Source organism: Cupriavidus sp. IDO (assembly GCF_000812465.1).
Taxonomy (GTDB): Bacteria; Pseudomonadota; Gammaproteobacteria; order Burkholderiales; family Burkholderiaceae; genus Cupriavidus.
The window spans coordinates 51,007-68,337 of record NZ_JWMA01000005.1 but is presented as its reverse complement, the minus strand read 5'-3'; the positions used below and the strand labels follow the sequence as shown (position 1 = coordinate 68,337).

Annotated in this window: 20 protein-coding genes; 12 read left to right on the top strand and 8 right to left on the bottom strand. The window is 66.1% G+C overall.

All coding sequences use genetic code 11. The features are described from left to right. Positions 1-86: 86 nt before the first annotated feature. Entirely contained in the window at positions 87-758 is a 672-nt protein-coding gene (locus RM96_RS01710; RefSeq protein ID WP_052279260.1) for a FadR/GntR family transcriptional regulator, read from the top strand. 46 nt (positions 759-804) lie between these two features. Here the strand turns inward: RM96_RS01710 and RM96_RS01705 are convergent, their stop codons facing one another. Beyond that, the gene (locus tag RM96_RS01705; protein ID WP_039007014.1) at positions 805-1,842 is read right to left on the bottom strand and encodes an AI-2E family transporter; all 1,038 of its coding nucleotides are present in this window, start codon (positions 1,840-1,842) and stop codon (positions 805-807) included. A gap of 176 nt (positions 1,843-2,018) precedes the next feature. Between RM96_RS01705 and RM96_RS01700 the strand changes: the two genes are divergently transcribed. The 3 genes from RM96_RS01700 to csgH are packed head-to-tail and all read left to right on the top strand — an operon-like array spanning position 2,019 to position 4,524. Further along, a complete protein-coding gene (locus tag RM96_RS01700; protein WP_039007013.1) occupies positions 2,019-3,401 on the top strand; it encodes an ethanolamine ammonia-lyase subunit EutB in 1,383 nt (460 codons plus the stop codon). Positions 3,402-3,421: 20 nt separating this feature from the next. Beyond that, positions 3,422-4,210 carry an ethanolamine ammonia-lyase subunit EutC gene (gene eutC / locus RM96_RS01695; protein ID WP_039007010.1) on the top strand — a complete coding sequence of 263 codons (789 nt, stop codon included), beginning with the start codon at positions 3,422-3,424 and terminating at the stop codon, positions 4,208-4,210. Between the two features lie 2 nt (positions 4,211-4,212). After that, entirely contained in the window at positions 4,213-4,524 is a 312-nt protein-coding gene (gene csgH / locus RM96_RS01690; protein ID WP_039007007.1) for a curli-like amyloid fiber formation chaperone CsgH, read from the top strand. Between the two features lie 138 nt (positions 4,525-4,662). Here csgH and RM96_RS01685 read toward each other — a convergent pair whose 3' ends face one another. From RM96_RS01685 to RM96_RS01675, 3 genes are all read right to left on the bottom strand, one after another. Then, complete coding sequence (locus tag RM96_RS01685; RefSeq protein ID WP_039007005.1) at positions 4,663-5,136, bottom strand: aminoacyl-tRNA deacylase; 474 nt, start codon at positions 5,134-5,136, stop codon at positions 4,663-4,665. Between the two features lie 79 nt (positions 5,137-5,215). Beyond that, the gene (locus tag RM96_RS01680) at positions 5,216-6,160 is read right to left on the bottom strand and encodes a LysR family transcriptional regulator (protein ID WP_039007003.1); all 945 of its coding nucleotides are present in this window, start codon (positions 6,158-6,160) and stop codon (positions 5,216-5,218) included. Between the two features lie 112 nt (positions 6,161-6,272). Then, the gene (locus RM96_RS01675; protein ID WP_039007001.1) at positions 6,273-7,586 is read right to left on the bottom strand and encodes an MFS family transporter; all 1,314 of its coding nucleotides are present in this window, start codon (positions 7,584-7,586) and stop codon (positions 6,273-6,275) included. A gap of 417 nt (positions 7,587-8,003) precedes the next feature. On the opposite strand from RM96_RS01675, the gene RM96_RS01670 reads away from it, so the two are divergent. Further along, complete coding sequence (locus RM96_RS01670; protein WP_039006999.1) at positions 8,004-8,321, top strand: hypothetical protein; 318 nt, start codon at positions 8,004-8,006, stop codon at positions 8,319-8,321. A gap of 19 nt (positions 8,322-8,340) precedes the next feature. Here the strand turns inward: RM96_RS01670 and RM96_RS01665 are convergent, their stop codons facing one another. After that, positions 8,341-8,913: an NADPH-dependent FMN reductase gene (locus RM96_RS01665; RefSeq protein WP_039006996.1), complete on the bottom strand. Its 573-nt coding sequence runs from the start codon at positions 8,911-8,913 to the stop codon at positions 8,341-8,343. Positions 8,914-9,208: 295 nt separating this feature from the next. Here RM96_RS01665 and RM96_RS01660 point away from each other — a divergent pair, with 295 nt between their 5' ends. From RM96_RS01660 to RM96_RS01640, 5 genes are read left to right on the top strand one after another with little or no spacing between them, the layout of a single operon-like run. After that, positions 9,209-9,646, top strand: coding sequence for a universal stress protein (locus tag RM96_RS01660; protein WP_039006995.1), 438 nt, complete (start codon positions 9,209-9,211; stop codon positions 9,644-9,646). 33 nt (positions 9,647-9,679) lie between these two features. Beyond that, the gene (locus RM96_RS01655) at positions 9,680-9,874 is read left to right on the top strand and encodes a hypothetical protein (RefSeq protein WP_039007067.1); all 195 of its coding nucleotides are present in this window, start codon (positions 9,680-9,682) and stop codon (positions 9,872-9,874) included. A 27-nt stretch (positions 9,875-9,901) separates the two neighbouring features. Beyond that, positions 9,902-10,366: a ferritin-like domain-containing protein gene (locus RM96_RS01650; RefSeq protein ID WP_039006992.1), complete on the top strand. Its 465-nt coding sequence runs from the start codon at positions 9,902-9,904 to the stop codon at positions 10,364-10,366. Between the two features lie 54 nt (positions 10,367-10,420). Beyond that, on the top strand, positions 10,421-11,509 hold the full coding sequence (gene amrS / locus RM96_RS01645; RefSeq protein WP_039006991.1) for an AmmeMemoRadiSam system radical SAM enzyme: 1,089 nt from the start codon (positions 10,421-10,423) through the stop codon (positions 11,507-11,509). A 22-nt stretch (positions 11,510-11,531) separates the two neighbouring features. Further along, positions 11,532-11,894, top strand: coding sequence for a VOC family protein (locus tag RM96_RS01640; protein WP_238587031.1), 363 nt, complete (start codon positions 11,532-11,534; stop codon positions 11,892-11,894). Between the two features lie 49 nt (positions 11,895-11,943). Here the strand turns inward: RM96_RS01640 and fumC are convergent, their stop codons facing one another. Together fumC and RM96_RS01630 are read right to left on the bottom strand one after the other, a co-directional pair. Then, on the bottom strand, positions 11,944-13,353 hold the full coding sequence (gene fumC / locus RM96_RS01635; RefSeq protein ID WP_039006989.1) for a class II fumarate hydratase: 1,410 nt from the start codon (positions 13,351-13,353) through the stop codon (positions 11,944-11,946). Between the two features lie 218 nt (positions 13,354-13,571). Beyond that, positions 13,572-13,922, bottom strand: a complete 351-nt coding sequence (locus tag RM96_RS01630) for a four-helix bundle copper-binding protein (protein WP_039006987.1) — start codon at positions 13,920-13,922, stop codon at positions 13,572-13,574. A gap of 309 nt (positions 13,923-14,231) precedes the next feature. Here RM96_RS01630 and RM96_RS01625 point away from each other — a divergent pair, with 309 nt between their 5' ends. Continuing rightward, on the top strand, positions 14,232-14,612 hold the full coding sequence (locus tag RM96_RS01625; protein ID WP_039006985.1) for a hypothetical protein: 381 nt from the start codon (positions 14,232-14,234) through the stop codon (positions 14,610-14,612). Between the two features lie 18 nt (positions 14,613-14,630). Here the strand turns inward: RM96_RS01625 and RM96_RS01620 are convergent, their stop codons facing one another. Then, positions 14,631-16,619 carry a sensor domain-containing diguanylate cyclase gene (locus RM96_RS01620; RefSeq protein ID WP_039006983.1) on the bottom strand — a complete coding sequence of 663 codons (1,989 nt, stop codon included), beginning with the start codon at positions 16,617-16,619 and terminating at the stop codon, positions 14,631-14,633. A 162-nt stretch (positions 16,620-16,781) separates the two neighbouring features. Here RM96_RS01620 and RM96_RS38360 point away from each other — a divergent pair, with 162 nt between their 5' ends. Further along, a complete protein-coding gene (locus tag RM96_RS38360; RefSeq protein WP_152624019.1) occupies positions 16,782-17,090 on the top strand; it encodes a hypothetical protein in 309 nt (102 codons plus the stop codon). Positions 17,091-17,331: the final 241 nt, after the last annotated feature.

Here is a 17,331-nt window from a genome sequence, read left to right as displayed (position 1 = left end):
TCGCGCGAGGTAGGGAGAGCGAGGAAAGAAGAATGGCGGCAGCGGCGCAAATGCAGGGGCGGGTGCGTGGGCGGGCAGAGGCCGTCATGCGCCAGATGGAAACCGCACTGCTGGACGGCACCTGGCCGGCCGGAACCCGGCTGCCGGCCGAGCGCGTGCTGGCGGAGCAGTACGGCGTGGCCCGCAACACCATCCGCGAGGCCATCCAGCGCCTGGCGGCGCGCGGCCTGCTGCAGAGCCGTCGCGGCGCGGGCGTCTATGTCACGGATCAACTGCGCGCCGGCATCGCCTCGCCATGGGGGCAACTGGTGGCCGACCACCCCGCGCTGCGCGACGACATCCTGGAGTTCCGCCGCGTACTGGAGGGTGCCACCGCCTATTTCGCCGCGTTGCGCGCGGATACCGCTGACCTGGAGCGGATCCGCACCCTGATGGCGGAACTGGAGCGCTCGCGCGAGGCCGACGACAAGCAGACCGAAGCAGAGGCCGATGCAAGGCTGCACGACGCCATTGCGCTGGCGTCGCACAACACCATGTTCCTGCACCTGCACACCAGCGTGATCGGCATGCTGCGCGAACATATCACCATCAATGGCAAGGGGTTGCGCGAACAGGACGACGACGCCTCCGGCCTGCTGCTCCTGCAGCACCGCACGCTGTGCGACGCCATCTGCGCGCGCCGCCCGGAAGAAGCGCGCACGGCCATGCAGACCCATATCGACTTCGTGCGCAGCCGGGTGGAGCAGGAGGACACATAGTCTCCGACTGGTCCGACCACGCGCCTCTTGTGCTGTTTGCGGCAGGTCAGACCAGCCCGGCGGTGGACAACTCCCGTTTCAGGTAGGCATAAAAGATCGGCCCCGCAATCACGCCGGGAATGCCATACAGCGTTTCCATCAGCAGCATTACCGTCAGCAGCTCCCACGCCGCGGCCTGGATGCGTGCGCCGATGATGCGGGCGTTGAGGAAGTACTCCAGCTTGTGGATCAGCACCAGGTAGACCAGCGATGCCACCGCGATCGGCAATGACACCGACAGCGACGACACCACGATCGCGGCGTTGGAGATCAGGTTTCCCAGCACCGGCAGCAGCCCGGCCAGGAAGGTGACCACCACCAGCGTCTTGGACAGCGGCAGGTGCACGCCGAACAGCGGCAGCACCAGCAGCAGGTAGATCGCCGTCAGCATCGTATTGATGCTGGAAATCTGGATCTGCGCGAAGATGAACTGCGAAAACGCCTGTTGCAGCGTGCGTGCGCGGGCAACCAGCGCCGTGGCGAGCGGCCGGCGGTTGGGGCGCGACACCGCGCGGTACAACGCCACCATGGCGCCGATCACCAAGCCAATCAGGATATGCACCAGCGTGCGCAGCACTTCCGCCCCCAGCTTCTGCGCCATGGCGGCATGCTCGCGCAAGGTGTTGATCAGCGTGCCGGCAAGCTCGTCCACGCCGTTTGGCAGTGCATCGCTGAGCCAGGGCGGCAGTTGGCCGCGCGACTTGTCGATGATGTCCGCCACGTGGTTCAGCAGAACGTCCAGGGTATTGCCTTCGCCGCTGACAAACCGGACCAGCGCCCAGCCGGCCAGCGTCAGCACCAGCAGGATCACGCCCGAAAGGATGGCCACGGCCAGCGCATCGTGGCGCTGGTTCAGCCGCGTGAGCCGGGGTGCGAGCACGCCCACCAGCGAATACAGCAGCAGCCCTGACAGCAGCGCGGCGACCAGGTTGGCCTGAAGGACGGTCCAGAGCGCCAGCGCGGTCAGGACATAGGATGCGGCACCGACGGTGAACCACGCTGCCGGCAGCAGGCGCGGAACGGGTGTCGGGTCGGGTTCTTTCATTGAGCTTCTCCGGCATGGATATTGCACTGCCATGCTACCCCCATGAGGCGCAGCCGCAGTGCCGAGGGGGACTATATTATGTTGATCGGGGCCGACATGGCGAGCGCGCGAACCGGCAGCAGCCCGCGCGCCCGCGTGGTGCCTCTCATTGCGGTTCAAGCACGGAGCCCGGACGCATGGCATTTACCCATACCGTCGGCGCGCACCGGCATGTCTTTGCCGACCTGCGCACGCTGCTCGCCAAGGCCAGCCCGGCCCGCTCGGGCGACTACCTGGCCGGCATCGCCGCCGCCAGCGAGGAAGAACGCATGGCAGCGCGCATGGCGCTGGCCGAGGTGCCGCTGCCGCACTTCCTGAGCGAGGCGCTGGTCCCCTACGAAAGCGACGAGGTCACGCGCCTGATCCTTGACCGGCACGACGCACGCGCGTTTGCCGGGATCGCGTCGCTGACCGTGGGCGACTTCCGCAACTGGCTGCTGCTCGGCGAGACCGACGCCGCGGTGCTCGCGCGCGTGGCGCCGGGCATCACGCCGGAGATGGCGGCGGCGGTCAGCAAGCTGATGCGCAACCAGGACCTGGTGGCCGTGGCGCGCAAGTGCCAGGTGGTCACGCGCTTTCGCAATACCATCGGGCTGCCCGGACGGCTGTCGGTCCGGCTGCAGCCCAACCACCCGACCGACGATCCCCGGGGGATTGCTGCGTCGATGATCGACGGCCTGCTGTATGGCTGCGGCGACGCCACCATCGGCGTCAATCCCGCTTCGGACAACCTCGGCGCCATCGTCTCGCTGCTGCGGATGATCGATGACCTGCGCTGCCGCTTTGACATCCCCACCCAGTCCTGCGTGCTGACCCACGTCACCAATACGCTGCGCGCCATCGCACAGGGCGCGCCGGTGGATCTGGTGTTCCAGTCCGTGGCCGGCAGCGAGCAGGCCAATGCGGCCTTCGGCATCAGCCTCGCGCTGCTGGCCGAGGCGCACGACGCCGCGCAGAGCCTCGGGCGCGGCACCGTGGGCGACAACCTGATGTACTTCGAGACCGGGCAGGGCAGCGCGCTGTCGGCCAACGCGCATCACGGCGTCGACCAGCAGACCATGGAGGCCCGCGCCTATGCGGTGGCGCGCGCGTTCTCGCCGCTGCTGGTGAATACCGTGGTGGGCTTTATCGGGCCGGAGTACCTCTACGACGGCAAGCAGATCATCCGCGCCGGGCTGGAAGACCATTTCTGCGGCAAGCTGATGGGCGTGCCGATGGGCTGCGATGTCTGCTACACCAATCACGCCGAAGCCGACCAGGACGACATGGACACGCTGCTGACGCTGTTCGGCGTGGCCGGCATCAACTTCATCATGGGCGTGCCCGGCGCCGACGACATCATGCTGAACTACCAGAGCACCTCGTTTCATGACGCGCTCTACCTGCGCGACGTGCTCGGGCTGCGGCCGGCGCCCGAGTTCGAGGCGTGGCTGCAGGGCATGGGCATTGTCGACCCGGCCGGCCGCCTGCTCGAACCCGCCGAGCACCAGCCCCTGCTGCAACTGGCCCACGGGCTCTGACAACTTCAACGGCCACCGCCATGTCCAAGCCCCCGCCCAGCGTCGTCCAGCAAAATCCCTGGCAACGGCTGCGCCAGTTCACGCGCGCCCGCATTGCGCTGGGCCGCGCCGGCAACAGCCAGACCACCGACACCGTGCTTGCCTTCGGCCTTGCCCATGCCCAGGCGCGTGATGCCGTGCACCTGCCGCTGGAGCGCGCAGCGGTGGAAGCGGCGCTGGCCGATGCCGGCTTTGCCAGCCTGCCGGCGCACAGCGCGGCGGCGGACCGCGCGCACTACCTGCGCCGCCCGGACCTTGGCCGCAGGCTCGACGACGCCAGCCGCGCGGGCCTTGCCGCGGCACGGCCGGCCAAGGCGCCCGATGTGGTCTTCGTCATTGCGGACGGCCTTTCCGCACTGGCCGCGCAGACGCATGGCGTGCCGCTGTTGCGCAGCGTGCGCGAACGCCTGCCGGCGGACTGGTCGGTCGGCCCCGTGATCATTGCCGAACAGTCACGCGTGGCGCTTGGCGACGAGATCGGCGAAGTGCTCGGTGCGCGCCAGGTGGTCATGCTGATAGGCGAGCGGCCGGGGCTGAGTTCGCCGGACAGCCTTGGCATCTATCTCACCTATGCGCCGCGTGTCGGCCGCACCGACGCCGAGCGCAACTGCATTTCGAACGTGCGGCCCGAAGGGCTGTCCTACGAGCAGGCCGCGGGCAGGCTTGTCTTCCTGTTGCGGGGCGCGGCGGCACTGGGGTGCTCCGGCGTGGGGTTGAAGGATGACACTGCGCATGAATTGCCGCCGGCGGGAGAGCATCGGGAGGCATAAGCATGCATGCCGACATCCATCTGCAAGCCTGGCTGGATCTTCACACCGCCAACGGCGTGACGACCATTGCGCCCTACGTCTCGGCCGCGAAGGAGATCGATCTCCAGTACGACGTGAGGCTGCTGAGCAACGGGCCGGGTGGCACGTCATCGATTGCCCAGAGCGGCTCGGTGCATGTTGTGCCAGGGCAGCCGAGCCAGGTGTCGGCGATGAGCGTGACGGCGCAGCGGGGAGGCAAATGCGAAGTGAGTTTGGTCTTGCGGGACGGCCGTGAGGTAGTGGGGAGGTATTCGATGGATTGCGGGGGGAAGTGAGCCGGTGTAATGGGCGGCGCTTCAAATACCGGATATCCCATCAGGCAGGTCCGTCCACCCATCACAGGACGGGCCGCCAGCTGAAACACCCCCCGCAAAAAGGCCGGCAAGCGCCGGCCTGTTTCCTGCTGCTCTGCCCTACATCATCCTTCGGGCAAAATGCCCCTGCGTAGCATCGGACATCAGCGCGGAGAACTGATCCACGCTCATGTGCACCAGTTCCTGGTGATCGCCCGCTTCGAAATAGACGTCGGGCTGTTTCATCAGGCTGTCGTCCACATAGGTCTGCATGCCATATGCCATTGCGATGGGCGGGATGGCGCCGAGGTCGCAGTCCTTGAAGACTTCGCGGACTTCATCCTCGTGGGCCAGTACCAGCTTGCGGCCGGTCTGCTCGCAGATGGCGGCCATCTGCAGGTGATGACTCGAAGGAATCACAGCGGCCACGTAGCCGCTTTCGTCTTCCAGCAACAGGGTCTTGGCCAGGCGGTCTCCGGGTACGTGTGCAGCCTCTGCAGTGGCCATGCTGCTGAGGGTGTAGGGATGACGGATGATGTCGTATTGCGCGTTCTTGCTACTCAGGCAGTTTGCCAGCGTGCTTGCCAGGGCCATGATTGCTCCCTCTCGATGCGATTCGCCACGGGTTATCCTTGTGTTCCTACTATAGTTCGTGGCGTCGCCGCCGGCGAAGCTAACGCGGCGCAGGCGTTGCCGGCAGCCGCGGCCACACGGCCTGCAGTTCGGTCTTCAGGAAGGTGACCAGGTAGCGCGTGGCCAGCGTCTGGTAGCGGTTGGGCATGGTCAGCATATAGAGCCGGCTGCCGAACACGCTGATGCGGTAGTCGGTCAGCAGCGGCACCAGCGCGCCGCTTTCGAGTTCCGCGCCGACCGCATAAAGCGGAAAGATGCCCAGGCCCAGGCCGCCGAGCACCGCGTCCTTCAGGAATGCAAAATTCTCCGAGCTGAGCGTTGGCTCCAGCACCACCTGCTCGCGCACTTCGCGCGCCGCATGCTGCCCCTGTTCGCGCGTACCCGATGCCTTGAGCTTCTGCCCGACCGGCGATGCGCAGACGATGGCGTGATCCTTCAGTCCGGAAAGCTCGCGCGGTGCCGGATGCGCCGCCAGGTACGCCGGCGTGCCGCAGACGATCCAGTCGACCTCGCCGATTTCAGTGGCGACCACGGAATCCGGCGGCGTCGAGATGATGCGCAGCGCCACTTCCACGTCTTCGGAGACAAGGTTGTGGATGCGGTTGTCGAAGACCACGTCGAGCGTGATGTCGGGATAGCGCAGCTTGAACTGCACCAGCAGCGGCGACAGCATGGTGTGCCCGAGGCCGGTCGGTACCGAGAGCCGCACATGGCCCTGCAGGCTCTTGCCCATATTGCTGATGAGCGCGTTGGCGGCGGCGACCTCGCCCAGGATATTGCGGCCGTGCTCGTAGAGGCCCGCGCCGACCGGGGTGGGCTCCACGTGGCGGGTGGTACGCCGCAGCAGCTGCACGCCCAGTTCTTCTTCCAGCGCCTTCAGGTGGTAGCTGACGTTGGCGCGGGTCATCTTGAGCTTGCGCGCGGCAGCACTGAGATTGCCGGCATCGACGATATCGACGAACAGGCGCAGGGCGTTGAGGTCCATGGCAGGGGATGTGGAGAAAGGGGGCGGACAGGAGCCCCCGGCCCCGTATATTGCCACGCCAGGCGGGGGCAGCCGACGGCACAATCGTGCCGCCCGGCTGCCATCAGTGCGCTCAGCGGTCGTGGTGCAGGTACTTCGCCTGGCGCGGCAGGCGCAGGCTGACGAAGAAGGCAATCACCATCATCGCGGTCACGTACCAGTAGAAGGTGGTTTCGTGCCCGATTGACTTCAGGCCGAGCGCCACATACTCCGCCGACCCGCCGAAGATGGCGTTGGCAATCGCGTAGGCCAGGCCCACGCCGAGCGCGCGCACTTCGGGCGGGAACATCTCCGCCTTCACGATGCCGCTGATCGAGGTATAGAAGCTGACAATGGAGAGCGCGACGGCGATCAGCACGAAGGCCATTTCCGGGCTGCCAACCGTACGCAGCGCGGTCAGGATCGGCACCGTGGCGAGGGCGCCCAGCGCGCCGAACAGCAGCATGTTGTTGCGCCGGCCGATGCGGTCCGACAGCGCGCCCAACACGGGCTGCATGCACATGTAGAGGAACAGGCAACCGGTCATCACGTAGCTGGCGGTCTTGATCGACATGCCGGCCGTGTTCACCAGGTACTTCTGCATATACGTGGTGAAGGTGTAGAAGATCAACGAACCGCCGGCGGTGTAGCCAAGCACGGTGAAGAACGCGGCCTTGTGGTGGCGGAAGAGCTCCGCCACGCTGCCGGCTTCCTTGCTGTTGCGGGTGGCCGCGGACGAGGTCTCCTGCAGCGTGCGGCGCAGGAGCATCGCCACGATCGCCGTGGCCGCGCCGATCACGAACGGAATGCGCCAGCCCCATGCCTTGAGTTCGGCTTCATCGAGCAGTTGCTGCAGGACGACCACCACCAGCACTGCCAGCAGCTGGCCGCCGATCAGGGTCACATACTGGAACGACGAGAAGAAGCCGCGGCGGCCCTTCAGGGCCACCTCGCTCATGTAGGTCGCGGTCGTACCGTATTCGCCACCCACCGACAGGCCCTGCAGCAGCCGCGCCACCAGCAGCAGCGCCGGCGCCCAGTTGCCGATGCTGCCGTAGGTCGGCAGGCAGGCGATCAGCAGCGAGCCGAAGCACATCATCACCACCGAGATCACCATCGAATTCTTGCGGCCGTGGCGGTCGGCAAGGGTGCCGAACAGCCAGCCGCCGATCGGGCGCATCAGGAAGCCCGCGGCGAATACGCCAGCGGTGTTCAGCAGCTGCGCGGTGGGGTCGGATTTCGGAAAGAACGAGGGCGCGAAGTAGATGGCGCAGAAGGCGTAGACATAGAAGTCGAACCACTCGACAAGGTTGCCTGATGAGGCGGCGACAATCGCAAAGACGCGCTTGCGCACCTCTTCGCCGGACGGTTCGGCAGCCTGGGCGGGAGTAGCAGAGAGATCGGTCATTTGAGTTATTTGCAGTCAGGAGGACGGTGCCCGGGGGCGCCCGCAGGATTTCTCGCTGGCCACGGAGGGAGCGGCTCGCGCCGGACGGAACGCCCCCGGGTTCCGGTTCAGGGGCGGCAAGGAGAGGGTCCGAGGGGAGGGGGCCCGCGGACGGACTGGCGTGAAGTCGCGCGCACCGTGGCGCTTTTGTGTGCACAGCGTACCGCGAACGCGCCGGCGTGGACACCCCCGGGCGGTTCGCGTGGCGCGCGGTGCGCCGCGGCACCGACGCGTGCACGGGGAATGATAGGGAATTGTCCACCCCACTGGACAGTGTGTTCGCGACGGCAACCTGCACCGCATCCTTCGTCCTCGCCTTGCACCGCGCGTCCGGCTGGACAATGATGGTGATCAGGCGAACCTGCGGATTGCTCTGCCATGCATCTCCGAACCGGCCGATGGCTGTGCGTGCCGCTGCTGCTGGTGGCGGGGCAGGTGCCTGCGCAGGACCTGGTCGAATGCAGGCGCATCGACCAGGAGCAGCTCAGCGCGGCGACCACCGAGACGCTGCTGTTCCTGCGCTGCCGGGCGCGCCGGATCTCTTATGAAGCACCGCGGCTGAAAGGCGTGCCGCAGCGCGTCAAGGACGACCTGATGTTCGCCTGCCTGGACCAGGCCGATGCCGTCGAGCACCAGCTGCGCGTGCGGCATGGTTACACCCGGGAATCACTGGCAAAGGCGCGCTGCGACGAATAGCCGCCGGCGGCATCTCTCGCTACGTCTGCCTGGGCAGCACGGTCAGGACCCTGACCACAAAGGCGTGATACTCCGACATGTAGTGGCGCAGGAACTCTTCCGTCGAAGCGTCCGTGACCTCCCCTGCGTCGGTGATCAGGCCAGGCTTGAACTGTATGTAGGCCTCCGGGGCGTTCATCTGCGGCGAGTTGCAGAAGCTCAGCAGGCCGCGCAGGTGCTGCTGCGCAACGGCAGTGCCGATCGCCCCCGGCGACGTGCCGATCACTGCCGACGGTTTGTGCGTAAAGGAATTCTTCCCATATGGGCGGCTTGCCCAGTCGATGGCGTTCTTGAGCCCGCCGGGGATCGAGCGGTTGTACTCCGGCGTAATGAACAACACGGCGTCGACGTCGGCGATTGCCTGCTTGAAAGCCTTGGCCTCGGCGGGGAAGTTGTCGTCATAGTCATAGCTGTAGAGCGGCAGGTCCCGGAACGGGATCTCTGTCAGTTCCAGCTCTGGCGGTGCGAGTTTGACCAGCGCTTTGGAAAGCGTGCGATTAATGGAGCCTTTGGCGAGGCTTCCGATCAGATAGCCGACTTTGTAGGTGGTCATGTGATCTTCTCCCTTGGTTTTTTTTCACTCCGTTGGACTGACAAAAAAGCATTCGCTATCAGTACGCCATGCCGCGGCTTGCCTTCCGGCGCGGACATTATCTGGACTCATGCACCGGCACCGGGCAGGCCGTTCGGTCCGCCCTCCTATCCGTCGCCGGCGGGTGCCAGACTATCGAAGCCTATACTGAACTCAGCCGGCATGCACCTCAAAGCGTCCAGCGGCTGCCTGCCGGCGCGCACCGGTGGTTGCCCCGTCTGGCGGCTTGGCGTTTGAGAGAGACAAGGAGGACGACATGTTCACGCATCTTCTTGTGGCGGTAGACGGCTCCGCTCTGGCCGAGGCAGCCTTTCACAAGGCGCTGTTGCTGGCGCAGGAAACGCAGGCCAGCATCACCGCGGTGCGCGCCTGTCCGGACTTTCACGTCACGGCCTACCACACCGAGATGCTGACCGACACCCGGGAGCAGTTCGAAGAGGCGGTCCTCGAGGACGCAACAAGATACCTCGAGGGCATCGCGCAAGAAGCGGCCGCCGCTGGCGTGCCCTGCGACACGAGCAGCCAGATCAACGATCACCCGTACGACGCCATCATCAAGACTGCGGAAGACAAGAATTGTGATCTGATTGTCATGGCGTCACACGGACGCCGGGGTGTAAAGGGATTGTTGATTGGCAGCGAAACCCTGAAGGTGCTGACCCACAGCAAGATTCCGGTGCTGGTATATCGCTAAACGCCCGTCATGGGCGCCAGATGGGGACCCGTTATGAGCAGTCGCCGCTATGTCGTCATAATCGACCAACCCAGGGACGTTTCCGACGAACAGATGGCCGAGTACATCAAGCTTGCCATTGCCAGTTGGGGCGCGGGGTTGCCGCCGCCGCCGCAGGACAGCCCGTTCTTCGACTTGGATGTACTGTCGGTATCAGTGATCAGCAAGGCACACAAGGACCATTCATGAAGCGCCGCTGCCCCAGGAGGTTATGCCATGACGGAAATCGAGAATGACAAGGTTGTCGGCGTGCTCAATCGGATACTTGAAGCCGAACTCGCCGGCGTCGTCCGCTACACGCACTATTCGTTCCTGGTATTCGGCTTCGGCCGCATTCCCATCGTGTCCTGGCTGCGCGAGCAGGCCAACGAGTCTTTGCTGCACGCCCAGCAGGCCGGGGAATGGATCACCGCCCTTGGCGCCTACCCGTCGCTGGGCATCGGAAAGCTGCTCGATACCCACACTTTCGACATCGCCACCATCCTGCGCGAATCACTGGAAGCGGAAAGGCTGGCGCTGGAGCTGTACCGGGAACTGCTCGGCCTGGTGGAGGGCCGCTCGGTGGCGCTGGAGGAGTACGCGCGCCAGCTGATCCAGCTCGAAGAAATGCATGCCGCGGATGTGGACAAGATGCTGCGCAAGCCCGGGCAGGTCGCGGCGACTTCCCCAGGCCAGGGTTAAGGTGCCCCCAGGGCGGACCCCGGTGCCGGCCAGCCCCTGTGCAGAGACTGAACCATGAAGGACGCGCCCTATCCTGGGCCCTATCCCGGCCGCTACTGGCATTTCCTGGACGACGGCCGCATGCAATGCGACCTTTGTCCGCGCCACTGCCGCCTGCATGACGAGCAGCGCGGCGCCTGCTTTGTGCGTCAGCGGGCCGGCGACCGGATGCTGCTGACGGCCTATGGCCGCTCATCGGGCTTCTGCATCGATCCCATCGAAAAGAAGCCGCTCAACCACTTCTACCCGGGCACCGCCGTCCTGTCGTTCGGCACGGCGGGCTGCAACCTGGCATGCAAGTTCTGCCAGAACTGGGACATCAGCAAATCGCGCGAGATGGATACCCTGGCTGCCGCCGCCATGCCTGAAGCCATTGCCGAAGCCGCCGCGTCCCACGGATGCAGGAGCGTGGCGTTCACTTACAACGACCCGGTGATCTTCGCCGAATACGCCATGGACGTCGCCGATGCCTGCCACGAGCTGGGCATCATGACGGTGGCGGTGACTGCCGGCTATATGGGTGCGCAAGCGCGGCGCGATTTCTACGCGAAGATGGATGCGGCAAACGTCGACCTGAAAGGCTTCACCGACGCGTTCTATCTTGCAAACACCGGGGCGCACCTGCAGCCGGTGCTCGAAACGCTGCAGTACCTGAAGCACGAAACCGATGTCTGGTTCGAGATCACCACGCTGCTCATACCCGGCAAGAACGACAGCGATGACGAGATCCGCGCCGAGTCGCAATGGATTGCTACGGAACTGGGCACCGATGTGCCGCTGCACTTCACGGGATTCCACCCTGACTACAAGATGCGCGACGTGCCACCGACGCCATGCTCGACGCTTACGCATGCGCGCAAGATCGCCCTGGCGGAGGGACTGCGCTATGTGTACACCGGCAACGTCCACGACACCGCCGGTGACACCACCTATTGCCCCTCATGCCGGGCACCGCTCATCGTGCGCGACTGGCACGCGATCGAAGGCTATCGCCTGACTCCGGCGGGAACCTGCCCTGAATGCTTTGCGCCGATTGCCGGACGCTTCGGGCATTTCGAGCGCCAGTTCGGGCGGCGGCGGATTCCGGTGCAAATCGGGATGTAGACTGGTGAACCGCGGACATGCCATGCCGATGATTACGTCGATCGACGCCATAACGCTCGCCACCCACGACATGTCACGAGCCGTCGCCTTCTACCAGGCGCTAGGGTTCCAGATCCGCTATGGCGGCGCTGACGCGGAGTTCACCAGTTTCCACGCGGGCAAGGGATATCTCAACCTGATTGCGCAGCCTGCTACCCGGCAATGGTCATGGTGGGGGCGCGTGATTTTCCATGTCGAGGATGTCGACGCCGTCTACGATCGGGCGCTCGAACGCGGGCTGCACCCGGAGGCTGCACCGCGCGATGCCGAATGGGGGGAGCGCTATTTCCATATCAGCGATCCTGATGGCCATGAGCTGAGCTTTGCGAAGCTGTTGGTGCCCTGATCGGCAAGCGGCCGCGCAACGTCGCCATTGTCATTGGCCGTCCAGGCGCTCACACCTCCTTCGTCATCCCCTTCAGATCAATCCACGCATCGAACTGCTCCTCCGTCACATGCCCCGAGGCGATCGACGCCTCGCGCAGCGACAGGTTGCGCTTGACCGCCAGCTTGGCGATCTCGGCGGCCTTGTCGTAGCCGATGTGCGGATTGAGCGCCGTCACCGGCATCAGCGAGCGCGCCAGCAGCTCGGCAATGCGGTCCTGGTCCGCTTCCAGGCCTTCGACCATATGCTCGGCAAAGCTGGATGCCGCATCGGCCAGCAGCGTCACGGACTGCAGCAGGCTGTAGACGATCACGGGCTTGTACGCATTGAGTTCGAGCGTGCCGAGCGCATTGGCCAGCGTGACCGTGGTGTGGTTGCCGATCACGCGGCAGCACACCATCGCCAGCGCTTCGGCTTGCGTCGGATTGACCTTGCCCGGCATGATCGACGAGCCCGGCTCGTTGGCCGGCAGCTGCAGCTCGGCAAAGCCCGCGCGGGGGCCGGAGCCGAGCAGCATGAAATCGCGCGCGATCTTCAGGAAGGACGAGGCGGTGGTATTCAGCGCGCCGGACAGGTCGGCCAGGGCGTCGTGGGCGGCCTGCAGCGCATACCGGTTGGGGGCGGGCTCGAACGGCAGCCCGGTGTAGTCGGCCAGTGCGCGCGCAAAGCCGGCGGCAAAGCCGTGCGGCGCGTTCAGCCCGGTTCCCACCGCGGTACCGCCCTGCGGCACCGGCATGGCGCGCAGCATGGCCTGCTGCAGGCGCGACTGCGCATCGGCCACCTGGGTCATGTAGCCGGAGAACTCCTGGCCCAGGGTCAGCGGCACCGCGTCCTGCAGGTGGGTGCGGCCAACCTTGACGATATCGGCGAAGGCTTCCACCTTGCGCGCGAAGGTCTGCTGCAGTTGTTCAAGCGCGGGCAGCAGTTGCTGCTGGATGGCGCGCGTGGCGGCGATATGCATTGCCGTGGGAAAACTGTCGTTGGACGACTGGCTGGCGTTGACGTGGTCGTTGGGATGGACCGGCTTCTTGCTGCCCACCTCGCCGCCCAGCAGCTGGATGGCCCGGTTGGCAATCACCTCGTTGAGGTTCATGTTGGTCTGCGTGCCCGAGCCCGTCTGCCATACCGACAGCGGGAATTCTTCGGGCCAGCGCCCTTCGATCACTTCTCCGGCGGCCTGTTCGATCGCCTGCGCCAGCTCGGGCTTGAGCACGCCCAGCTCGCGGTTGGCGCGCGCCGCGCACAGCTTGAGGATGGCAAAGGCCTCGATAAGCGCGGGCGGCATCTTTTCGTTGCCGATGCGGAAATTCTGGCGGGAGCGTTCGGTCTGCGCGCCCCACAGGTGCGCGGCGGGCACCGGCACGTCGCCGAGGCTGTCTTTTTCGATGCGGGTGGTGTTGGCGGATGAAGGGTCGGACATTTGCGGACTCCGGTGCAACAAAGCGAAGGGGGAGACTTGTACGACTGGCTCCGCACGGACGGATTCGGAGCACGGCCCTTTAGAATAGCGCCTCACGACGGGCAGTTCCCGCTTTCGGCCCGCAATCCGTTCTCCCGGCATGCTCAAGTCCTGGCGGCGCCAGCGGAACCCGGCGCGCCGGCCTGACTGGAGCGGCCGGCGCGGATGCTGCACTGCGGCTACGCCGTCATCTTCAGGCACTGCTCCATGCACGCCGCGCAGGCGCGCGCGCATTCCTGGCAATGCTCGGCGTCATGCCGCTCGCATTCCTCCTTGCACCACTTGCAGACTTCGGCGCAGTCCTCGCATACCAGCGGCGCGAATTCGCTGTTGCGCAGCATATAGGACGCGGCCAGCTCGGCAATCCCGGCGCAGTCCATGTCCAGCGCGATGCAGCGCGTCATCTTGCGCACGTCGTTCTCTTCCAGGCAGGCTGCCGCGCACTTGAGCGCGGCAGCCGCGGCGGCATGGCAGGCGGCGATGCAATTGGCGTAGCGGGCGGCGTTTTCCTGCACGGTGGGGCGGATCATGAAGCGTCCTCCTTTGGGGGTGGGTGGCAAGCACGGCAAGGCATGCGCCGGGCAGTTCAAGTGCCCGGCGGGCGACTTTCGTGCGGCGCGGGAACGGCTGCCCGCCAGCGCGGCGGCTGGCGCCAGGCAACCGTTATCCACAATAGCAGGCGCGAAACCATCCTGCCGGGCGCGGTATGCGTGACATGGGGTGGTCTACAATGCCGCCTTGTGCCGGTCAGACAAGGCAGGCCGGGCACCTATTGCGGCAATCTCGCATCCAACCGGCAATGGCCGGGGCAAAACAGGCAGTACGAAAGGAAGGACATCATGGGCGAGGCAAAACGGCGCGGTACGCCGCAACAGCGCGCGGAACAGGCACGCGCGAAGATCGAGGCCCTGCGCCCCGCGCAACTGGTCTGCGGCCATTGCAAGACCACATTCAGCGAATTCGACGCCCTCGACGTTCCCGGGCTGCGCGGCATCGATGCCGTGTTTGGCGGCCAGTGCCCCAGCTGCGGCAACGACGTGGTGGTGTTCAAGGGCGAGCCCAACGCCGTGGCCGAGGCCATGATTGCGTGGGAGAAGATGCTGGGCGCCGACGCGCAGCTCGGCTACCAGTCCAGCGACGGCCGCCACGTGCCGTTCGAGCCGGGCGGCGAGGCCGAGGGTGGCGATTCGTCGCCCAAGCCTGGCGGCACCGTGCACTAGGGTCTGCTCATCCCTCAGCTACGCGCTGACTTCCCCGGCCAGCTCGGCCGGGCCGATCTCATATCGCCCGCGCCCCGCGCCCTTGGCGCGGTACAGCAGCACGTCGGCCAGCCTGATCAGCTCGCGGTCCTGCGCCGGGCCGCCGCGGTACAGCGCAATGCCGATGCTGACGTCCACGTCGGCATACACGCCCTCGAAATGAAAGCGCCGGCCGACTGATTCCAGGATCGCCTGCGCCACGTGCCGCGCGGTGTCGGCGCTGGCGATATCTTCCAGGATCACGGCGAATTCGTCGCCGCCCAGCCGGGCCACCGTGTCGTGCTCGCGCACGCAGCGGCGCACGCGCCGGGCGAAGGCCTGCAGCAGCAGGTCGCCGGCGGCGTGGCCGTGGATATCGTTGACCGCCTTGAAGCGGTCCATGTCGAGATAGAGCAGGGCCATCAGGCCGCCGTTCTCGCGGAAGCGCGTCATGGCCGCCTGCAGCTGGCTTTCGAAGGCGCTGCGGTTCATCAGCTGCGTCAGGTGGTCGGTGCGCGAGATGCGCGACAGCCGCATGGTCTCCAGCTTGCGCTGGGTGACGTCCTGCACGTGGATATGCACGCCCACCACCTCGCTGCCGTCGGCGCTCCATTCCGGCCGGTAGCTGGTCTCCATGCAGTGGTATTCGGGATCCGGGTCCTCGGTTTCAAAGGTCACCACTGCCCCGGCAAGCGCGCGCTGCAGGTAGGGGCGCGCCTTCGCGTAGCGCGCTTCGCCCAGCACCTCGCGCACGGTCTTGCCGCGCAGTTCCGACACCGTCATGCCAAAGGTGTGCTCGTAGGCGAGATTGTTGAAGACGTAGCGCTCCTGCGTATCGATAAACGCCAGCAACGACGGCAGCGTGTCGGTGACCGTGCGCAGGCGCCGCTCGCTGCGGTCCAGCTGCTGTCGGCGTTCGCGCACGTCGCGCATGAGCTTGACGAAGGCGCGCGAGAGGTCGCCGATCTCATCGGCATGATGCCGTGCCGGCAGGCGCTCGAAGGCGGAAAGGTCGGCGGTGCTGTCCTGCACCACCTCGTGCAGTCGCGTGAGCGGGGCCAGCAGCCTGCGCACGGCCAGCCAGATCAGCGCGGCCACGATCGCCAGCGCCAGCAGCGCCCACATCAGGAAGCGCTGCTGCATCTGGTGCAGCGGCGCGTAGGCTTCGCGCGCCGGCATCACGGCCACCAGTTCCCAGCCGGTGGTCGACATCAGGCGGCGCGAGATCACCGGCCGCTCGGGCATCAGGAATTCGAACGCGCCGTCGCGGTCGTCCATGCCGCAGGTGTCGCCCACGGCGTGCGCCGGCTGGCGGGCCTGGGCGTGATCGGGGTGCTGCACGTAGACCGGTTCGCGGCCGGCCGACACCAGGCAGTAGAAGCCGGTGGTGCCCAGCCGGTTGTGCAGCAACTCCACCAGGAAGTTCGAACTCGAGAGGTCCAGCCATCCGGCCACCAGACCGACGAAGGCCTTCTGCGGCGACAGCACCGGCACCGCTACCATCACCCCGGTGCCGCCGGTTGTGCGTGAGCGGATGGGCGCAGTCACGACCGGCGCCAGCGTGCGGGCTGCTTCGCGGAAATAGCCGCGATCGGCGACCTCCGAGGTCACGCCGCCGCCGTTGACAGTGGTGCCCTGCGCATCGGCGAGCATCACGGCGTTGAACGTGGCCGGCACCGGCACCGCGCGCTTGAGCGCGGCCAGCGCCTGTGCGCGCACCGCTTCGGCATTGGCGCCGCCGGACTGGGCGAGCAGGCCGCCGAGCTGCTCCGCCTGGTGCGTCAGCAGCATGATCCGGTCCTCCATCGCGGTGTCGATCTGGTCGGCAAAAAGCTTGACGATCGAATCCTGCTGCTCCTGCAGCGTGTCGTGCAGGTCGCGATGGGCACCGTGGAGGGCAGCCAGCACGATGCCGGTGCCGAACACGGCGGCGAGCACCGTGGTGATGAGCGCGATTCGCGCTTTCAGCGTAAGCGAGAAGACAGGCATGCGTGGTGCAGAGGGGCTGGAGGCGGGCCGCCGCAGGCCGGGGCGCGGCCGGTCCCGGGCGTCCACCGCTCGGGGGAGCGCAAAGCAGCGGGCGCTTGCAGCGCAACCCTACCACAGTGGGAGATGTGGTGGCAGCCGGGCAAACCGGGTTGACATGGCCGCATGCAGGGCCTGAAGCTGACCATGGTGCGACCTGTCCTTCGCCATCAGGGGGCGCTTTTTGTTTGGTTCTTCGCCGATTTGTGGGGCTGGGTTGCTGATGTGCCTGACGGTGGTGGCTGCGGTTTGACGCTGTCGAAGGTCGACGGCCCAGGTTTCGCCCTGAAGGGCGAGTCACTTTCTGTCCGAGCGACAGAAAGTAACCAAAGAACGCTTTTTTTGCCCGCCGGGCGGGAGTCTTATCGTAGTCTGCCTGCGTTTTTGTACGGGTATGGGCTTCAGGGCATAGCTACGATGCCTGCCGCGTGGTAACGAGGCGGCGCGTTGCTTGAACAGGCCGTCCTCCCGACCTCGTGAGAGCGGAGTGGCGCGCAGCTTGAGGCCCGGCGGCATCGCAGCCGAATCGCGCACCACGGTTGCCGCGCTGTGACTCTTGCCGCAGGCACGCCGCTCGATCACGGAGCCACTCCGCTCTCACGAGGTCGGGAGGACAGCGCCGTTCCCGGCGTTGCCCCTGGCGATCTGCGCGGCAGGCAGTCCAGCTATGCCCTGA